Genomic DNA, 17,553 nt, shown 5'->3' with positions numbered 1-17,553 from the left:
TTGATCTCGATGTGGCCGTTGATGTCCTTGCCGTCGATGACCGTCCCGGCGACCGTGATCGTCATCGGTCCGGTGTACGGCGTCAGCGTCACCTTTTTGCGGGTGTCACCGGGCAGGCCCTGCGGGTAGCCGGTGTTGTTGGCGGCGGGGAAGCCGGCCACCGTGTAGGTCGGGTTGCCGCCCGCGCCCGGCGTCGTCGTGCTGGTGCTCGTCGGCGCGGGGGACGTGGAGCCGGAGGGCGAGGCCGAAGCCGAAGCCGAGGCCGAAGCCGAAGCGGAGGGGCTACCCAGGCCGGTGGAGGCGGACGGGGCGACGCCCGTGCTCGCGGAGGCGCTGGGCTGCGCGCCATAGGCGGGGAGAGCGCCAAGGTCGGGGAGATCCTTGCACGCGCTCAGGCTGCCGGCGGCGAGCACCGCCGCCACGATGCCGACGCCCGCGCGGCGCAGCGGGCTGCGGCCGGCCGCGGAGCGCGAAGAGGTCTGTACGGGGTGGAGCGGGGACTCGTCGGCGGGGACGCTGGGCAGCCCGTCGGTGAAGTCATGCGAGGTGGAGTGCGGGTTCATGCTGTGGGAATCCTCCCGGTCAGTCGACATCCGTCCGTCGACGGCCATTGGCCTGTCGGATCTTGTCGGCATGAAAGTTCGGTCGGGGTTCCAGACCTAACTACAACTTTCCTTTGTCTGCGGTACACGCTCATTGGTCGCGTGATGACCGGCGTTCAGCGCCGTCCGAGACATTGCCGTAACCATTCCGTTCGAAAGCATGCCACGGCTCGGCGAGGGAATGAATCCTTGAGGTATAGACACACTGCTACCTTTAACAGCCTTAAGTCAGAGCTAAGAAGTAGTACGATTCAGAAAACCCACGTAAGCCCCGGATCGGACATTTCGGCGCAGGCTTGGAGTGACCCAGATCACACCCATTGGTGCGGTCGAAAATGACGGTCTTCGTCGTTTCCGCGGCGCCGCAAACCATTCGGCCATGTAGCCGTTGGCCTATCGTCAGCGGGTCTGACCAGCGAACCGCCGATTCTGCTCCCGGAATCTGCCCGATGGCTCATGCCTGTACCCGCAGGTCGACCTGCGGCATTGCGAACAGTTGGCCTATGTCAAGGTTGCGCCATTCCGCTGGACCGCAAACCGATTCCGAAATAGAACTTCCGGCACTGCGGGCCGGAACAGACCGGGCCGAATGCGTGGCGGCGGCGGCACGGCACCATTCTCACGTTTGTCGTTTGCGGATTACTGACGCTCGACGGCAGTTTCTCATTGTGATCGACGACCGTCAGATCCTGCTCGACGGACTCGATCTGCATGAGCGGCAGCCATCGGGGTAACCCGTGGATATGTTCGATCCCTGGACCTGGCGTGACCCGGCGGCACTCGCCGGCGGCTACAGCGGCGTCCCCGACGAGGACCTCGGCGTGGACACCGCCGCACCGACGCCTCCCCCCGACGGCCGTGCCGACGTCGACCTCACCGGCTACCACGTCGAGGCGACCGACGGCCGGATCGGCACCGTCGACGAGGCGAACCACGACACCGGCACCGCCCACCTGGTCGTGGACACCGGCCCGTGGATCTTCGGCCGGAAGGTGCTGCTCCCGGCCGGGACCGTGGACCACGTCGACCACCGTGAGCGCACCGTCCACGTCGACCGGACGCGGCAGCAGGTGAAGGACTCCCCCGCGTACGACCCGGACACCTTCACCCAGTCCGGCTACCGGGACCAGGTCGGCCGCTACTACACCGACAGCTACGCGCGGGCCGAGCCAGGCACCGGCCCCGATCGGTAGAGCGGCAAACCCAGTAGCGCCTGTCTGGGCGCACTGGGGACCATTGCGCGCATGACACAGAACGCGACGCCGGCGGCCCAGGGGTGCATCTTCTGCGCCATCGTGGCCCGGCAGGCCGAGGCCAGTGTGGTGTACGAGGACGGGACCGTCGTGGCCTTCATGGACCTCAACCCCGTCACACGCGGGCACCTCCTCGTCGTGCCGCGCGTGCACGCGGTGGGCCTCGAAGACCTCGACGGAGCCACGAGCGCGCGCGTCTGGTCGGCCGGTCACGACATGGCACGGGCATTGCGACGCTCGACCTTGCGCTGCGAGGGAATCAACGTCCTCCTCTGTGACGGCGAGGCCGCCTTCCAGACGGTCTTCCACTTCCACCTTCACGTCGTCCCCCGCTACGCGGGAGACGGCTGGACCCCGATGCACGACGCGCCGGAACGCGAGCGGTCGCTCCTCGACCGCGACGCGCAAGCAATCAAGGACGCCATCGCGGCGGCGCACTGACCGGTCCTTGCCCGCCCGGCTCGTTGCCGGTGGCCCGCTCGCGGCGGTCCAGATTGCAGGGCGTCGCTGTACAGCATCAGTCGTTCTTCGAGTCGGGTGAGGCGGCGGCTTTCTGCGTGTCGAGCCAGGCCAGCGCGCGGTCGGCCCATTGCACTTCCAGCCGCGCGCGTTCGATGTCGCCGGAGTAGGCCAGCACCCGCAGCCCCAGGGTCAGGTCCCGGGGCTCCCGGCGCCGGTCAGCCATTCGGCGAGGACGGCGGCCTGGCTGTGGTCGACATCGTGGGTGGCGGTCAGCAGCGTCACCTTGTCGTGGGCGGCGACGTCCCGGAGATGGTCGGCGGCCTGCCGGCGCCCGGGCTCGCGCAGTTCGGTGAGGTAGCGGCGGCGGAACTCGTCGAAGCGGCTGGGCTCGTGGCCGTACCAGCGGCGCAGCTCGGTGGAGGGAGCGACGTCACGCAGCCACTCGTCGAGCTGCGCGTCCGCCTTGCGCATCCCCCGCGGCCAGACGCGGTCGACCAGCACCCGCCTGCCGTCCCCGGGCGACGATTCCTCGTAGATCCGGCGGTACGTGATGTCCCTGGTCATGGCAGCACTCCCCACTGCGGACGCCGTCTTCCCATCATGCGCCCATGCGATGGGGATCGTCTTGCGACCAGGCCGCGGGGGCACCGGGAGGCTACGGATGTGTCGGGCTCGTGGACCTGGGTAGGGCAGCACACTCACGGTCCGCGCCAGATCGTCGCTGCCGTCAACGGCGAGGTACCTCAGAAGGAGGATCATGAAGAAGTCATTTGATGTCGTCGTGATCGGAACTGGGGAAGCCGGCTCAACGGTGGCCACGCGATGCGAGGCGGCCGGCCGGAACGTGGCGATCGTCGACTCCCGGCCCTACGGCGGCACCTGTGCGTTGCGCGGCTGCGACCCCAAGAAGGTGCTGGTGGGGGCGGCCGAGATCATCGACCGGAGAAGTCGCATGCAGGGCCGCGGCGTCGCCGGGGATCTGCGCATCGACTGGCCGGAGCTCATCCGGTTCAAGGCCACGTTCACGGACCCGTTTCCCCGGCAGCGGGAGGAGATGCTCGTCAAGGAGGGGGTGGAGACCTTCCACGGGCGGGCTCGCTTCGTCGGCGAGCGTTCGATCGAGGTCGGCGAGGACGTGCTCGACGCCGCGAACCTGGTCGTGGCGACCGGCGCGTGGCCGGGAAGGCTGGGCATCCCGGGCGAGGAGCACCTCACCCGCAGCGACCAGTTCCTCGACCTGCGGGAACTGCCCCGGCGGATCGTGTTCGTCGGCGGCGGCTACATCGCCTTCGAGTTCGGCCACATCGCGGCCAGGGCCGGCGCGACGGTCACCATCCTGCAGCGGGGGGATCGGCCCCTCAAACACTTCGACCAGGACCTCGTGGCCCGGCTCCTGGTGCGCACCCACGACGCGGGCATCGACGTCCGGACCGGTGCCCAGGTCACGGGCGTCGAGGGAGCACCGGGGAACTTCAGGGTCACCGCCGCGACCGATTCGGGATCCGAGGTGTTCGAGGCGGACCTGGTCGTCCACGCGGCCGGTCGCGCACCCGAGATCGACGACCTCGACCTGTCCACTGGCGGCGTCGAGTTCGACCGCCACGGGATCCGGGTCGACGACTATCTGCGGAGCGTCTCGAACCCGGCGGTGTACGCGGCGGGAGACGCGGCCGACAGCGGTGGCCTTCCCGAGACGCCCTTCGCCCAGTACGAGGGCGGCCTCGTCGCCGAGAACCTCCTGAACGGCGACCAGCACACGACGGACTACCGCGGCCGGGCCAGTGTGGTCTACTCGATCCCCGCGCTGGGCGCGGTAGGGATGACCGAGCAGGAGGCCCGGGCCGAGGGCCTGAATTTCGACGTGAAGCAGGCGGACACCTCGAGCTGGTACTCGGCGCGGCGGGTCGCCGAGCCGGCATCGATGTACAAGGTCCTGATCGAGAAGGGCAGCGGCAGGATCCTCGGCGCTCACCTGCTGGGCCCCGAGGCCGACGAGTTCTCGAACCTCTTCGCGCTCGCCATCCGCGCGGACATCCGCGCCGACGAGCTGCGGGAAGCGCTGTTCGTCTACCCGACCCAGGCCTCCAACATGGCCTGGATGGTGTGACTCCACCGGCGCGGTCATCGGTGTACGAGCCGCCGGGCCGGGTAGCGGTCAGGGGTACACGTACATCCGCAACGGTCGGAGTGACCAGGGATCATGAGCGTTCAGTATGCAGCGCCTGGTGCCAGGGAGTCGGTGACGCCGCGACAGGAGGGCGCACCCCGCGAGGATCACGTGATCGTGCTCTTCGGCGCCACCGGGGACCTCGCCAGACGCAAGCTGTTACCCGGGCTGTTCAGCCTGGCCAGGGCGGGTCTGCTGCCGGCCCGCTATCGGATCGTCGGCTCGGCCCGCTCCGCGGTCACCGACGACGAGTTCCGCCGGCGCGCCAGGGACGCGGTGGCCGAGTTCGGCACGGCGGAGCCGACCGGCGAGGCGTGGCACGAGTTCGCCGAGTCGTTGTCCTACGGCTCGGCGGAGCCGGCGCACCCGCAACCGCTGCTCGACGCGGTGGCGACGGCCGAGCAGACGATCGGCGGGCACCCACGCCGGCTGTTCCACCTGGCCGTGCCGCCACGGGGCTTCACGCCCACGATCGGCATGCTCGGCGACACCGGCCTGGCGGACAACGCACGCGTCATCGTCGAGAAGCCGTTCGGCACGGACTTCGCCTCCGCCCGCGCGCTCGACGACGCCATCCACACCACCTTCGACGAGTCCCAGGTGTTTCGCATCGACCACTTCCTCGGCAAGGAGTCGGTCGACAACATCCTCGCCCTGCGGTTCGCCAACGGACTGTTCGAGCCGATCTGGAACCGCGACCACATTAGCCACGTGCAGATCGACGTGCCCGAGACGATCGGAATCGAGGGCCGTGCCGGGTTCTTCGAACAGACCGGCACGTTCCGCGACATGATCGTCACGCACCTGTTCCAGGTGCTGGGCTTCGTGGCCATGGAGCCGCCGACCTCCCTGGCCGCCAAGCAACTGCGCGACGAGACCACCAAGGTCTTCGAGGCCATGCCGCCGGTGGACCCCACCCAGGTGGTGCGCGGCCAGTACCGCGGCTACCGCGACGAGCCCGGCGTCGATCCCGGCTCGCAGACCGAGACGTTCGTCGCCGCCCGCGTCGAGGTGGACAACTGGCGCTGGTCGGGGGTGCCGTTCTACCTGCGCTCCGGCAAGTCGCTCGGGCAGCGGCGGCAGGTGGTCACCCTCGGGCTCAAGCAGCCGGCCCTGCGGATGTTCGCGCTGGACCCGAGCCTGGCGTGCGCGATGTCCAACAACGAGCTGGTGATCGACTTCGACGATCCGGGCTGGATCGCGGCCCGCTTCCTGGCCAAGGAGCCCGGCGCCGCCATGCGCCTCGCCGAGGCGACCATGACGTTCCGGTACGCGGACTCCTTCTGCACCCAGTGCGCGCTGGCCGGCTACGAGCGGCTCATCCTCGACGCGATGCTGGGCAACCAGTCGCTGTTCACCCGCTCCGACGGTGTCGAGCGGCTCTGGAAGGTGTCCGGCCCGGTGCTGGACGATCCGCCACCGGTGCAGCCGTACGACCCCGGGTCGTGGGGCCCGGACTCCGTCCACCGGCTCATCGCGCCGCACCACTGGTACCTGCCGGACGGCCGGTGACGCAGCCGCCCGGCCGGCATCAGGCGACCGCGGCACGCTGTGCGGAGATCCTTTCCACGAGGTCGTTCCAGGCGGCGACGAACTGCTTCGCCCCGTCGGCCTGCAGCTTCGCGGCGAGGCCGCCCTCATCGAGGCCGGTCTCACGGAACCGGGCCAGCATCGTGTCGCAGCCGTCGCCGTCGGCGGGCATCGGCGCCCCGACCTCGCCGTGGTCGTAGAACGCCTCCAGCGTGGCGTCTGGCATGGTGTTGATCGTGAACGGCGCGGTGAGCCCGTACACGTAGAGCGTGTCGGAGGCGGCCGGGTCCTTCGTCCTGGTGCTGGCCCACAGCAGCCGCTGGATGCGCCCGCCGGAGTTCTGCACACGCTGCACCCGGTCGGAGTCCATGAGTCGCCGGTACGCCCGGTAGGTGGCCAGGCCCACGGCGAGTCCGAGCTCGTCCTTGAGCTCCTCCGGCACGCGGGTGGCGACCTCGACGTCCCAGCGGGACATGAAGACGGAGGCGACCGACCCCACGGCGGGATCGAGCTGGCGCTCCATCCGGCGCTCGACGCCGGCCAGGTACGCGTCCGCGGCGGCCTCGTACTGCTCCGGTGAGAACAGCAGGGTGACGTTCACGGGCACCCCGGACGCCACGCACTCGGTGATCGCCGGCAGGCCCTCCGCCGTGCCGGGAATCTTGATCAGCAGGTTGGGCCGTGCGGCCCGGGCGTGCAGCGTCTTGGCGGCCTCGATCGTCCCCGCCGTGTCGGACGCGAGCAGCGGCGACACCTCGAGCGACACCCACCCGTCCACGCCGTCGGTGCGCTCGTGCACCGGCAGGAACTCGTCGGCCGCCCGCCGCAGGTCCTCGATCGCCAGCTCGTAGAACAGCTCCTCGCTGGAGAGCCCGGCCCTGGACCCCTGCCGGATCGCGTCGTCGTAGTAGCCGGACTCGATGGCCTTGTCGAAGATCGAAGGATTCGAGGTGAGGCCGGTGACCGAGTACTCGTCGATGTAGTGCTGGATCTTGCCCGAGTCGAGCATGCCCCGGGTGATGTTGTCGAGCCAGAGGCTCTGCCCTTGCTCGTGCAGCGTCTGGGTTGCCTTCACGTCCCCTCCTTGCCTACCACCACCCCTCGTTGCCTGCGGCGGGAGTGGCCGCCTCGACGGTCAGGGGTTCGCGGCCGCTTGTTCCCGGGCGACCTGCGTCACCCGTTCTGGTGTGAACCCGAACTTCTTCTGCAGCTGCTTGAGTGGTGCGGAGGCGCCGAATGTGTGCATGCCGACGATCGCGCCGGCGTCGCCCACGTACCGTTCCCAGCCGAGCGTGGACGCCTGCTCGACCGCGACCCGCGCCCGCACCGCCGGTGGCAGCACCTCGTCGCGGTACTGCCGCGGCTGCCGGTCGAACAGCTCCCAGCACGGCATGCTCACCACCCGGGCGCCGATCCCCTCGGCGGCCAGCTCGTCGCGCGCCGCGAGCGCGAGCGCGACCTCCGAGCCGGTGGCCAGCAGGATCACGTCCGGCTCGCCGGACGGCGGGTCGGCCAGCACGTACGCGCCCCTCGCGACCCCGTCCGCGCCGGCCAGCCGGGTCCGGTCGAAGGTCGGCACCGGCTGTCTGGTGAGCACGAGCGCCGCCGGCTCACGTCGCAGGCCGGCGACCACCCGCCAGCATTCGACCACCTCGTTCGCGTCGGCCGGCCGGAACACCTGCAGCCCCGGCGTGGCCCGCAGCGAGGCGAGCTGCTCGACGGGCTGATGGGTCGGCCCGTCCTCGCCGACGCCGATCGAGTCGTGGCTGAAGATGTGCACCGTCGGAATCTCCATCAAGGCCGACAGCCGGATCGCGCCACGGGCGTAGTCGGAGAAGATCAGGAAGGTCGACCAGTACGGGCGGAGCTTGGTCAGCGCCATCCCGTTGGCGATCGCCGCCGCCGCGTGCTCGCGGATACCGAGGTGGAAGTTGCGTCCGAACTCGTCGGCCTGGAAGTCGCCGGCACCGGGGAACGTCAGGCGCGTGTCGGTGGACGGGGCGAGGTCGGCCGACCCGCCCAACAGCCACGGCACCACCTGCGCCAGCGCGTTGAGCACCTGACCCGAGGACTCGCGGGTGGCGATGCCCTTCGTGTCGGCCGGGAAGGTGGGCAGCGCGTCCTGCCAGCCGTCCGGAAGCTCGCGTCGCTGCATCCGCTCGATCTCGTCGGCCAGCTCCGGATACCGCGCCCGGTACCCCTCGAAGCTCGACCGCCACGCGGCGCGGGCCGCTCCACCGTGGGCGCCGATGCCCTGGGCGAACCACCCGTACACGTCGTCGGGGACGTAGAAGTCGATGTCCTCGGGCATGCCGAGGAACCGTTTGGTCTCCCGGACGGCCTGCGCCCCGAGGGGCTTGCCGTGCGCCTGCGCGGTGCCTTCGACCGGGGAGCCGTAGCCGATGTGGCTGTGCACCACGATCAGCGTCGGGCGCTCGTGTTCGGTCCGGAAGTTGTGCAGCGCCCGCTCCACGGCGTCCAGGTCGTTGGCGTCCGCAACGGTCGTGACGTTCCAGCCGTACGCCAGGAACCGCTCGGCCACGTCCTCGGTGAACGCGAGGTCGGTGGAGCCCTCGATCGTCACCCGGTTCGAGTCGTAGATCCAGCACAGGTTGGCCAGCCGCAGGTGACCGGCGAGCGAGGCGGCCTCCGACGCGACGCCTTCCATCATGTCGCCGTCGCCGGTGATCGAGTACACGTCGAAGTCGAACATCCGGAACTCGTCCCGGTTGTACCGGGAAGCCAGCCACCGCCCGGCTATGGCCATCCCCACCGAGGTCGCGTCCCCCTGGCCGAGCGGCCCGGTGGTGGCCTCGACGCCGCTCGTCCACCGGTACTCGGGGTGGCCGGGAGCGCGCGAGTCGAGTTGGCGGAAGGTCTTGAGGTCCTCGAGCGTGATCGAGGGACGGCCGAGCACCTCGTAGTCCGGGTCGACCGCCCGTGTCCCGGTCAGGTGCAGCAGCGACCACAGCAGGGCCGAGGCGTGGCCCTCGGACAGCACGAACCGGTCCCGGTTCGGCCAGATCGGATCGGCCGGGTCGAACCGCAGGAACCGCTGCCACAGGGTGTACGCGACCGGCGCCATCCCCATCGGCGTGCCCGGATGTCCGGACTCCGCCCGCTGGACCGCATCCATGCACAGGCCGCGAATGGTGTTGACGGAAAGGGTGTCCAGATCGATGGCCGTGGTAGTCAACATGGCCTCCAAGGATCGTAGATCTTGGTGTAGACCTTGCGCCACGGGTCCGCGCGTCGGCGCCCCGAGCCGTACCGTACAAACCAATATCCGCTCGGTCCCGCCAAACTCACCCGGACCGAGCGATTGTCCGGCGCTCCGGGTGAGGGCGCCGTCACCGTCCCGCGTCTGTGCGCGGGGCGTCGCCAGGCTCCTGTCCGGGCGCGGCATCCCGTCCGGCGTGGCGGACGCGGATCGTTCGTGCTGTCAGAACGCCGGTGAGCAGCAGGCCGAAGAGCGTAGCGATCCACGCGCTGCCGGGCGCTTCCACCGCGCGGACCAGCGCCTGTTGCAGTTGCTGCGCCGCCGCGATGACCGGGTCGTCAGTCCCGCCGCGCAGCTCGTACCAGCCGTAGTAGGCGACATAGCCGCCGGCGACGAGCAGGACCGCACCGCCGATCCGGGACAGTGCGGGGCCGAACCGGCGCAGCCCGGTCAGGGCCGTGGGCCGGGCCAGGGCCACGGCCAGCGCCGCGACACCGACCAGCAGCCCCATGCCGGCGGCGTACGCGACGAACAGGCCCACCCCGGCCAGGACCGAACCCGCGCGGAAGCTGGAGGCGACGATCGCCAGGAACGGGGCGATGGTGCAGGACAGCGACGCCGACGCGTACGCGGCACCGAACAGCGTCATCGAGCCGGCCGAGCGCCGCACCGGCCGGCCCCGCACCGGCCGCAGCCCGAACGACGGCAGGTGCCGACCGGCGAGCAGCCAGCCGGCGAGCAGCACCAGCAGCAGCCCGAACCCGACGGTGAACCACGGCAGGACCCGGTACAGCGCACCGGCGACCGGCGAGATCACCAACCCCACGACCCCGAACACCGCGACGAACCCGGCCGTCATCGCGGCCGTGGCGCCGAGCGCGCGCCGCACCGCCACCGCCCGGCCGGGACTGTCGTCACCGAGGACCAGCAGCGTCAGGTACACCGGCAGCAGCGCGAACCCGCAAGGATTGATCGCGGCGACCAGCCCCGCCGCCAGCGCGAGCCCGAGGTCGGCCATCAGGTCAGCGCGGCGGCCCGGCCGGGGAGGTCATCGCCTCGCAGGACGCCCTTGTGCACCACGGTCCCGCGGCTGTCCAGCAGCACGAACGTGCTCTGCGAGGTGACCCCGAACTTCTTCCACACGGTGCCCGCCTCGTCGGACAGGTGCGGCACCGCGTCCAGCTTCCACTCGGTGATGAACCGGCGCATCGCCGGCTCGTCGTCGAGGCCGCCGACGCCCACGACGTTCACCTTGCCGGCCAGCTGTTCGGCGGTCGCCTTCACCCCCTTGGCCTGACCGGCGCACGTCGGGCACCACGGCGCCCAGAACCACAGCACGGCCGGCTTCCCCGCCAGGGTGACGCCGTTGAAGTCGGCGCCACCGACGGTCCGCGCGGTGAACGTCAACGTCAGCGGCGCGGCCGCCGTGGCGCCGGAGGAGGCGGATGAGGCGGCACCCGTGAAGGCCGGGGCCGGCGCGGACGGACTCCCGGGCCCGGCCGCGCCGGTGGAGGTGCCGTCCGCGCAGCCGGCCGAGACGGCGAGCACGGCGAGCACGGCAAGCGCGGCAGCGACGGATGCGCCGAGACGTCTGAAAGCCACGACACGACCCTACGATCCCCGCCCCGCCGCGATTCTTACGAACCGATGTCCTTTCGCCGCGCCCGGAACGAGCGGGGTGTAAGCCGCCACCAGCGAACGGAGCACTGATCAGGTGTCAGCGCGCCGCACTCGGGTATGGTAACTCAACGTAGTTGAACAAGCACTTGAGGTGATGACGCGTGATCGGCACCCTCGCTCTGGTCACCCTCGCGGCGTTGCTGGCCCCCGGCCCGGCGGCGCCGCCGGAGGGCGTGGTGTACGGCGAGGCACCGGCCGGCGCCGCCGCCGGTTACGTGGTGCTGCTGGAGCAGCAGCCAGGGATTCAGAGCGCCGGGCAGGCCCAGGCCGCCGTCGCCGCTGCCGCCGCCGACCTCGCCGGGCGGTTCGGCGGCGAGGTGCAGGAGCAGTTCAGCGCGGCCGTGCACGGCTTCGCGATCGACGGCCTCGACGAGGCCGACGCGCGGCGGCTCGCGGCCGCGGCCGGGGTGGCCCGGGTCGAGCGCAACATCCTGCTGCACGCCACCGCGACGCAGGCCGACGCGCCGTGGAGCCTGGGGCGCATCGACGACCGCCGCGGCGCCGACACGGTGTACACCTACCCCAACACCGCCGGCCACGTCACCGCGTACAGCGTCGACAGCGGCATCCGCATCGCGCACACCCAGTTCGGCGGCCGGGCGAGCTACGGGCGCAACTTCGTCGACCGGGCCACCAACCCCAACCCGATCCCGGCGAACGCCGGCAACAGCAACGACCCGGCCAACGCCAACGACTGCGACGGGCACGGCACCCACGTCGCCAGCACGATCGGCGGCACCACGTACGGCGTGGCCAAGGGCATCAACCTGGTCGCCGTGCGGGTGCTGGACTGCGGCGGCGACGGCTACCTCTCGGAGGTCGTCGCCGGCGTCGACTGGGTGACCGCCCACGCGGCCCGCCCGGCGGTCGTGAACATGAGCCTCGGCGGCGAGAAGACCGAGATCCTCGCCGCCGCCGTGCGCCGCTCCATCAACTCCGGCCTCACCTGGACCGTCGCCGCCGGCAACGGCGACGCCGACGACAACCCGCTCAACGCCTGCGACAACTCGCCCGGCGACGTCGCCGAGGCCATCGTCGTCGGCGCGTCGAGCTCCTCCGACCACCCCGTCCGCTGGTCGGACTACGGCCCCTGCGTCGACCTCTTCGCGCCGGGCGAGGGCATCCTCTCCGCCTGGAACACCGACAACAGCGCGACCCGCCGGCTCGACGGCACCTCGATGGCATCCCCGCACGTGGCCGGCGCCGCCGCGCTCATCCTCGAGGCGCACCCGGACTACAGCCCGCGACTGGTCCGCGCCGCCCTCGTGCAGAGCTCGACGGTCGGCGCCCTGGACATGTCGACGTACCCGGCGTACGCCGCCGCGTCCACCGCCAACCGCCTGCTCTACGTCCGCCAGGCCGACCCGCCACGCCCGGGCTCACGGACGGTGAGCCTGTTCAACCCGCGCTTCGGCACCACCGAGGTGTACGCCCGCACCACCGGCGGCTCGCTCGCCTACGCCTACCGGTCCGGCGAGTGGTCCGGCTGGACCGACCTCGGCGGCACCACCCAGGCCGACCCGGCGGTGCTCTACAACCCGCGCTTCGGCACCACGGAGGTCTACGCCCGCCTCGCCAACGGTCACGTCGCCTACCGGTACTTCAGCAACGGCTGGGCGGACTGGATCGATCTCGGCGGCGACGGCACGGGGACCCCGGCCGTGCTGTACAACCCGCGCTTCGGCACCACCGAGGTGTACGCCCGGCTCGCGAGCGGCAACCTCGCGTACCGCTACTTCCTCGGCGGCTGGTCCCCGTGGATCGACCTGGGCGGTCCGGCCGCGGCCGACCCGGCGGTGCTGTACAACCCGCGCTTCGGCACGACCGAGGTCTACGCGAAGGTCGGCGCGGCTCTGGCGTACCGCTACTACCTCAACGGCTGGACGGGCTGGATCGACCTCGGCGGCACCGTCCAGGGCACCCCCGGCGTCCTCTACAACCCGCGCTACGGCACGACCGAGGCATACACCCGCGCCGCGGACGGCACCCTGAAGTACCGCTACTACCTCAGCGGCTGGTCCTCCTGGGTCGACCTCGGCGGCTCCGTGGACTCCGACCCCGGCGTCGTCTACAACCTCGCGTCCGGCACCACGGAGGTGTACGTCCACACGCCGGCCGACGAGCTGCAGTACATCTACTACCTGGGCGGCTGGTCGGGCTGGAACAGCCTGGGCGGCGCGATGGCGGGGTCGCCCTCGGTCCTGTACAACCCGCGCCTCGGCACCACCGAGGCGTACACGGCGGGGCGCGACGGGCACGCCTACTCCACGTTCTACGCGGGCGGCTGGTCCGGCTTCATCGACCTGACCGCATAGCCTGTCAGGGCAGGTCGTACTGGTACAGGCCGTACTTGGCCATGATGCCGGTCAGCTTGACCGTGTATTCGGGGTCGGTCGCGTAGCCGGCCTTGTGCATCTCGGCCACGAAGCGGTCGGGGTCGTTGCGGTATTGGAAGGCGACGCTGTACCGCGGCAGCGTGGCCAGCGTGTAGCCGTGGTCGCGGAACGAGTCCGCCGCGCCGGCGTACACCCGGAACGACGCCGTGGTCCCGAAGCACGCCCCGGCCGCGGTGCACTCGCTCGTGGCGTGGCTGCGGCAGCCGGTCGCGTACTTGCCCTGCCCGTTGCACTTCATGCCGAAGAAGTTCTTGTCCACAGTGGACAGCGCGCTCTTGCCCCAGCCGGACTCGAGGATCGCCTGCGCGATCGTCACCGACACCGGCACCCCGTCCTCGCGGCGGCTCTGCTGGGCGCCCGGCACGGACGCGGCGATGAACTCCGCCGGGCTCATGGTGCCGTCGGGCTCCGGCAGGCTCACGGACGGCCCGCCGGGCTGGCGGCACTCGGATCCACGCGATCGGCACGAGAACAGCGGGTCGCTGGCCTGCGCGGCCGTGGGCACACCGGCCCCCACGGCCAGCGAGGCGAACGTCGCCGCGATGGCGACGGCGATCGTACGCCGGATTGCGGGCAACATGGGCGGCTCCTGTCGGACGGCTGGTGATCGGCTCCACCAACCGTCGGACAGGCGAGGCGCACCACGGTTCGCCCGGCGTTGCGGACCGGTTGCGCGCGATCAGGGCAGCTACCCGACACGTCGGAGCGCCCGGCCGAGGACTGCCATCACGGCCCGGCCGGGGGCTCGATCAGCGCCCCGGCCGGGCGGCCGGCGAGCCGCCGGGCCCGGCGAACGATCGCGCCGGAGCCCCGGTGGTCGCGGTGAGGGCGTCGATCAGGCCGGGGAAGCGGGCGTCGAGCTCGTCGCGGCGCAGCTCGATGGTGTGCGTGCGGCCGGCCACGACGGTGCGGGTCAGGCCCGCCTCCCGCAGCGTGCGGAAGTGGTGCGTCATGGTCGACTTGTGCACGCCGAAGTCCCAGTGCGTGCCGCACTTGCCGTGCGGTAGGCCGTCGGCGAGCGTCTGCACGATCCGCAGGCGGATCGGGTCGGCGACCGCCCGCAGCACGTCGACCATCGTCACGTCGGCGATGTCCGGCATCGCGTCGTCCTCCCGCGCCATAGCCCCACCCTACAGTTGGATATCCGTCATACCATCGCCTATGTTGACGGTATGACGGATGTCCAACAGTCTGGTTCGGCACGCTGGTCCTGGGACGCCGACGGCGTCGTCACCGTGACCCTCGACGACCCCGGCCGCACCGCGAACATGCTCAACCGGCGCCACCACGACGGGCTCGGCGCCTGCCTCGACGACCTCACCTCGCAGCTCGGCCGGCTGCGCGGCGTGATCCTCACCTCGGCGAAGCGCTCCTTCATCGCCGGCCCCGACTTCGTCCCCGGCGAGATCACCCCGGACGAGGCGGCCGGCACCTACGACCTGCTGACGCCGCTGCGCGACCAGGCGCGCCGGCTGGAGACCCTGGGGCGGCCGGTCGCCGCCGCGCTCAACGGCTCCGCCCTCGGCGGCGGCTTCGAACTCGCGCTGGCCTGCCACTACCGGGTCGGCCCGGACGACCCGTCGGTCGTGTGGGCGCTCGCCGAGACCGGCATGGGCATCATTCCCGGCGGTGGCGGGACGGTCCGGGCCACCCGCATGTTCGGGATCGCCGCGACGGTGCTGGACATCGTCGGGCCGGGCACGGCGTATCACCCGGCGCAGGCGCTGGCCGCCGGCCTGGTGGACGAGCTGGCCGACGACGTGGTCGCCGCGGCGCGGGCCTGGGTGCTGGCGCAGCCGGCCGGGCACTTCGTCCAGCGGTGGGAGCGGCCCGGCTACGAGGTTCCCGGGGGGACCGCGGAGCCGCCGGGCCTTGCCGAGGAGGTGGGACGCCGATCGGCGGGGTCGCCGGTGCGCGCGCTCGCCGCGGTTCTGGAGGTGGCGGTGCGGAGCGCGGCGGCACCGCTGGATGAGGCCTTCGAGCTCGAGACGGCGGCCTGCCGGGCGTTGCTGGGCGCACCGGAGATCCCGGACCTGGCGCATCTCTTCTTCGCGATGCGAGCGGTCGCCACGGCACCCGCCGAGCGTCCCCCGGCCGGCTCGCGGGCCGGCATGCGGGAGTTCCCGCAGCTCGTCGCCAACCCGCTGGCAGCGGTGTTCTTCGCCCCTGACGCCCCGATCGTCGAGATCACCGACGCTGACCTCGTCCCCGAGGTCCGCGCGAAGGGCGGCATCCCCGTGCTGATCCGCCGCGGTCACGTCTCCTTCGTGCAGACCCTCCTGGACGCCGGCCCCGACCCCGCCGCCATGGCCGCCGCCGCCCGCCGCGCCCTCGACGACGGCCTGCGGATCGACCCGGCCGCCGCCGACGTCGCCTCGGTGCTCGCGGCCGGCTTCCCCGCCTGGACCGGCGGCGTCCTGCACGCCGGAGGCGTGCGGTGAGATATTCGCTCGTCGAACTGGCCCCGGTCGCGCCCGGCGGCAGCAAGCGGGATGCCCTCGACCGGGCCCTCGCCGCCGCCGAGGAGGCCGAACACCTCGGCTTTCACCGCTTCTGGTTCGCCGAGCACCACCACGTGACGGGATACGCCGCCCAGGACCCGGCCGCGCTGATCGCGGCGGCCGCCCAGCGGACCTCCCGGATCCGCCTCGGCTCTGGCGCCGTCCTCCTCAACCACTACAGTGCCTTCAGCGTCGCCGAACGCTTCCTGATGCTCGAGTCGCTCGCGCCCGGCCGCATCGACCTCGGGCTCGGCCGCTCCACCGCCACACCCCTCATCGACCAAGCGCTGCGCCGTGACCGGAGCAGCCAGCCGGCCGACGACTTCCCCGACCAGGTACACGAGATCATCGGCTACCTCCACGCGCGGCTGCCCTTTCACGTCACCGGCCGGCGGCCGAGCTGCTGCGGGGCGACCTGCCGCCAGCGCGCCCGCCGCCGGCGCCGCTGAGCCGGTCAGCGGAGATGCTGTCCCTGCGGTTCGAGGTCCGGTGCCTCGGCGCGGACGGGGTCGCTCGGCGGAGACGGCGAGCGGCGGGACAGCAGCCATCCGGTCAGTGCGGCGGTGACGCCGGCCAGCCCCGCCGCCGCGAAGCCGCCTGCCGGAGTGGAGAGGTCGACGGCCACCCCGACCACCGGGGAGCCGAGCGCGAAACCCGCGCTCTGCGCCGAGGACTGCAGACCGGTCGCCTCGCCCCGCACGCCGGCCGGCGCCAGCCTGCTCACCGTGTCGGCGACCGTGGACAGGGTCGGCGCGGTGAGCAGCCCGGCGCCGACGACGGCCACGCACAGCGAGGGCCAGCCGGAGGCGAGCCCGGCGGGGATCGTCACGAGCCCGAGCAGGCCGAGCAGCAGCCACGTGGGCAGCGGGCGGGGCAGCGCGCCGTAGATCAGCCCGCCGGCGACGGACGCCACGCCGAACACGGCGACGACGCCGGCGGCCCATGGCACCTGGCCTGCCTCCGTGAGCGTGGCGACGATGGCGAGATCGACGCCGCTGAGCAGGGTCGTGGTGCCGACCGCCATGATCAGCACGGCGATCATGCCGGCGCCCAGCCACTGCCGGCGCGGGGGGCGTCCGGCCGCGGCGGCCTCCGCCTCGCCCTCGGCGCGCACCGGCGGATCGAGCACGGCGATCCCGGCGCCGCCGGCCGCGATCGCGGCGCCGACGCCCCACGCCACCACGTCGGGGGACGTCTGCGCCGCACAGAGGATCACGACCGACGGGCCCACGATGTACGACAGCTCGCCCTGCACCGACTCCAGCGCGAACGCGGCCCTGCGCTGCCCCGCCGTCGTCATCGCGGCGATCGCCTGCCGGGTCACCGACTGGGCCGGCACCATCAGCAGACCCGCCACGAAGGCGGCGCCCAGCAGGACGCCGTACGGCAGGACCGGCACGCTCATCCAGAACACGACCTGCACGGCGGCGGTGGTCAGCAGCACGATCCGCGCGCCCCGCCGGTCGATCATGCGGCCGAGCAGCGGCCCGCCGAGCGCCAGCCCGGCGGTCAGCGCCGCCGCGACCCCACCGGCCGCCGCGTAGCTCAGGTCCAGGCCCAGCACGACGTACAGCGTCAATGCCATAACGTCGGCGGTGATCGCGGTCCGGGCGAGCAGCGAGATGCCGAGCAACGAGGCCATCCCTGGCACGGCGAGCACCTGCCGGTATCCGGTCACTCACCTGACGCTAGGTCATCCGGTACGCCATAGGAACGCCTCATTCAGTTGGGGCAGGCATAAT

The 17,553-nt window shown here is 71.6% G+C and carries 17 protein-coding genes; 7 read left to right on the top strand and 10 right to left on the bottom strand.

Going from position 1 to position 17,553, the window contains the following annotated elements; genetic code table 11:
- Both AB0I21_RS50445 and AB0I21_RS50440 read right to left on the bottom strand, forming a co-directional pair.
- The coding region (locus AB0I21_RS50445; protein ID WP_360572104.1) for a hypothetical protein at positions 1–563 on the bottom strand (563 nt) is incomplete at its 3' end.
- Between the two features lie 545 nt (positions 564–1,108).
- Positions 1,109–1,315, bottom strand: coding sequence for a hypothetical protein (locus AB0I21_RS50440; protein ID WP_360572102.1), 207 nt, complete (start codon positions 1,313–1,315; stop codon positions 1,109–1,111).
- 24 nt (positions 1,316–1,339) lie between these two features.
- Here AB0I21_RS50440 and AB0I21_RS50435 point away from each other — a divergent pair, with 24 nt between their 5' ends.
- Complete coding sequence (locus AB0I21_RS50435) at positions 1,340–1,795, top strand: PRC-barrel domain-containing protein (RefSeq protein WP_360572100.1); 456 nt, start codon at positions 1,340–1,342, stop codon at positions 1,793–1,795.
- Positions 1,796–1,846: 51 nt separating this feature from the next.
- Complete coding sequence (locus tag AB0I21_RS50430; protein ID WP_360572098.1) at positions 1,847–2,296, top strand: HIT family protein; 450 nt, start codon at positions 1,847–1,849, stop codon at positions 2,294–2,296.
- 210 nt (positions 2,297–2,506) lie between these two features.
- Here the strand turns inward: AB0I21_RS50430 and AB0I21_RS50425 are convergent, their stop codons facing one another.
- The gene (locus tag AB0I21_RS50425) at positions 2,507–2,881 is read right to left on the bottom strand and encodes a DUF488 family protein (RefSeq protein ID WP_360572096.1); all 375 of its coding nucleotides are present in this window, start codon (positions 2,879–2,881) and stop codon (positions 2,507–2,509) included.
- A 193-nt stretch (positions 2,882–3,074) separates the two neighbouring features.
- Here AB0I21_RS50425 and AB0I21_RS50420 point away from each other — a divergent pair, with 193 nt between their 5' ends.
- Positions 3,075–4,424 carry an NAD(P)/FAD-dependent oxidoreductase gene (locus AB0I21_RS50420; RefSeq protein ID WP_360572094.1) on the top strand — a complete coding sequence of 450 codons (1,350 nt, stop codon included), beginning with the start codon at positions 3,075–3,077 and terminating at the stop codon, positions 4,422–4,424.
- A 132-nt stretch (positions 4,425–4,556) separates the two neighbouring features.
- Positions 4,557–5,996, top strand: coding sequence for a glucose-6-phosphate dehydrogenase (gene zwf / locus AB0I21_RS50415; protein WP_360572092.1), 1,440 nt, complete (start codon positions 4,557–4,559; stop codon positions 5,994–5,996).
- Positions 5,997–6,015: 19 nt separating this feature from the next.
- Here the strand turns inward: zwf and tal are convergent, their stop codons facing one another.
- From tal to AB0I21_RS50395, 4 genes are all read right to left on the bottom strand, one after another.
- Entirely contained in the window at positions 6,016–7,089 is a 1,074-nt protein-coding gene (tal, locus tag AB0I21_RS50410) for a transaldolase (protein WP_360572091.1), read from the bottom strand.
- Between the two features lie 60 nt (positions 7,090–7,149).
- Positions 7,150–9,213, bottom strand: a complete 2,064-nt coding sequence (tkt, locus tag AB0I21_RS50405; protein WP_360572089.1) for a transketolase — start codon at positions 9,211–9,213, stop codon at positions 7,150–7,152.
- Between the two features lie 151 nt (positions 9,214–9,364).
- Positions 9,365–10,252: a cytochrome c biogenesis protein CcdA gene (locus tag AB0I21_RS50400; protein WP_360572087.1), complete on the bottom strand. Its 888-nt coding sequence runs from the start codon at positions 10,250–10,252 to the stop codon at positions 9,365–9,367.
- Positions 10,252–10,836 (bottom strand): redoxin family protein, encoded by a 585-nt coding sequence (locus AB0I21_RS50395; protein WP_360572085.1) that lies wholly within the window; start codon positions 10,834–10,836, stop codon positions 10,252–10,254. The genes AB0I21_RS50400 and AB0I21_RS50395 overlap by 1 nt, the downstream gene beginning before the upstream one ends.
- 179 nt (positions 10,837–11,015) lie before the next feature.
- On the opposite strand from AB0I21_RS50395, the gene AB0I21_RS50390 reads away from it, so the two are divergent.
- Positions 11,016–13,229 carry a S8 family serine peptidase gene (locus AB0I21_RS50390; RefSeq protein ID WP_360572083.1) on the top strand — a complete coding sequence of 738 codons (2,214 nt, stop codon included), beginning with the start codon at positions 11,016–11,018 and terminating at the stop codon, positions 13,227–13,229.
- Positions 13,230–13,233: 4 nt separating this feature from the next.
- Here the strand turns inward: AB0I21_RS50390 and gsmA are convergent, their stop codons facing one another.
- Together gsmA and AB0I21_RS50380 are read right to left on the bottom strand one after the other, a co-directional pair.
- Positions 13,234–13,890, bottom strand: coding sequence for a sporangiospore maturation cell wall hydrolase GsmA (gene gsmA / locus AB0I21_RS50385; RefSeq protein ID WP_360572081.1), 657 nt, complete (start codon positions 13,888–13,890; stop codon positions 13,234–13,236).
- A gap of 169 nt (positions 13,891–14,059) precedes the next feature.
- The gene (locus AB0I21_RS50380; protein ID WP_360572079.1) at positions 14,060–14,431 is read right to left on the bottom strand and encodes a helix-turn-helix transcriptional regulator; all 372 of its coding nucleotides are present in this window, start codon (positions 14,429–14,431) and stop codon (positions 14,060–14,062) included.
- Positions 14,432–14,482: 51 nt separating this feature from the next.
- On the opposite strand from AB0I21_RS50380, the gene AB0I21_RS50375 reads away from it, so the two are divergent.
- A complete protein-coding gene (locus AB0I21_RS50375) occupies positions 14,483–15,751 on the top strand; it encodes an enoyl-CoA hydratase/isomerase family protein (RefSeq protein ID WP_360572077.1) in 1,269 nt (422 codons plus the stop codon).
- Positions 15,748–16,260 (top strand): MsnO8 family LLM class oxidoreductase, encoded by a 513-nt coding sequence (locus AB0I21_RS50370; protein ID WP_360572075.1) that lies wholly within the window; start codon positions 15,748–15,750, stop codon positions 16,258–16,260. The genes AB0I21_RS50375 and AB0I21_RS50370 overlap by 4 nt, the downstream gene beginning before the upstream one ends.
- Before the next feature lie 5 nt (positions 16,261–16,265).
- Here the strand turns inward: AB0I21_RS50370 and AB0I21_RS50365 are convergent, their stop codons facing one another.
- Positions 16,266–17,489, bottom strand: coding sequence for an MFS transporter (locus AB0I21_RS50365; protein WP_360572073.1), 1,224 nt, complete (start codon positions 17,487–17,489; stop codon positions 16,266–16,268).
- Between the last annotated feature and the right edge of the window lie 64 nt (positions 17,490–17,553).

The sequence above is a fragment of the Dactylosporangium sp. NPDC050588 genome, from assembly GCF_040654975.1.
In the GTDB taxonomy this organism is placed as follows: domain Bacteria; phylum Actinomycetota; class Actinomycetes; order Mycobacteriales; family Micromonosporaceae; genus Dactylosporangium; species Dactylosporangium maewongense.
Note: the sequence above shows the minus strand (reverse complement) of the source record. Positions and strands in the feature narration are given on the sequence as shown.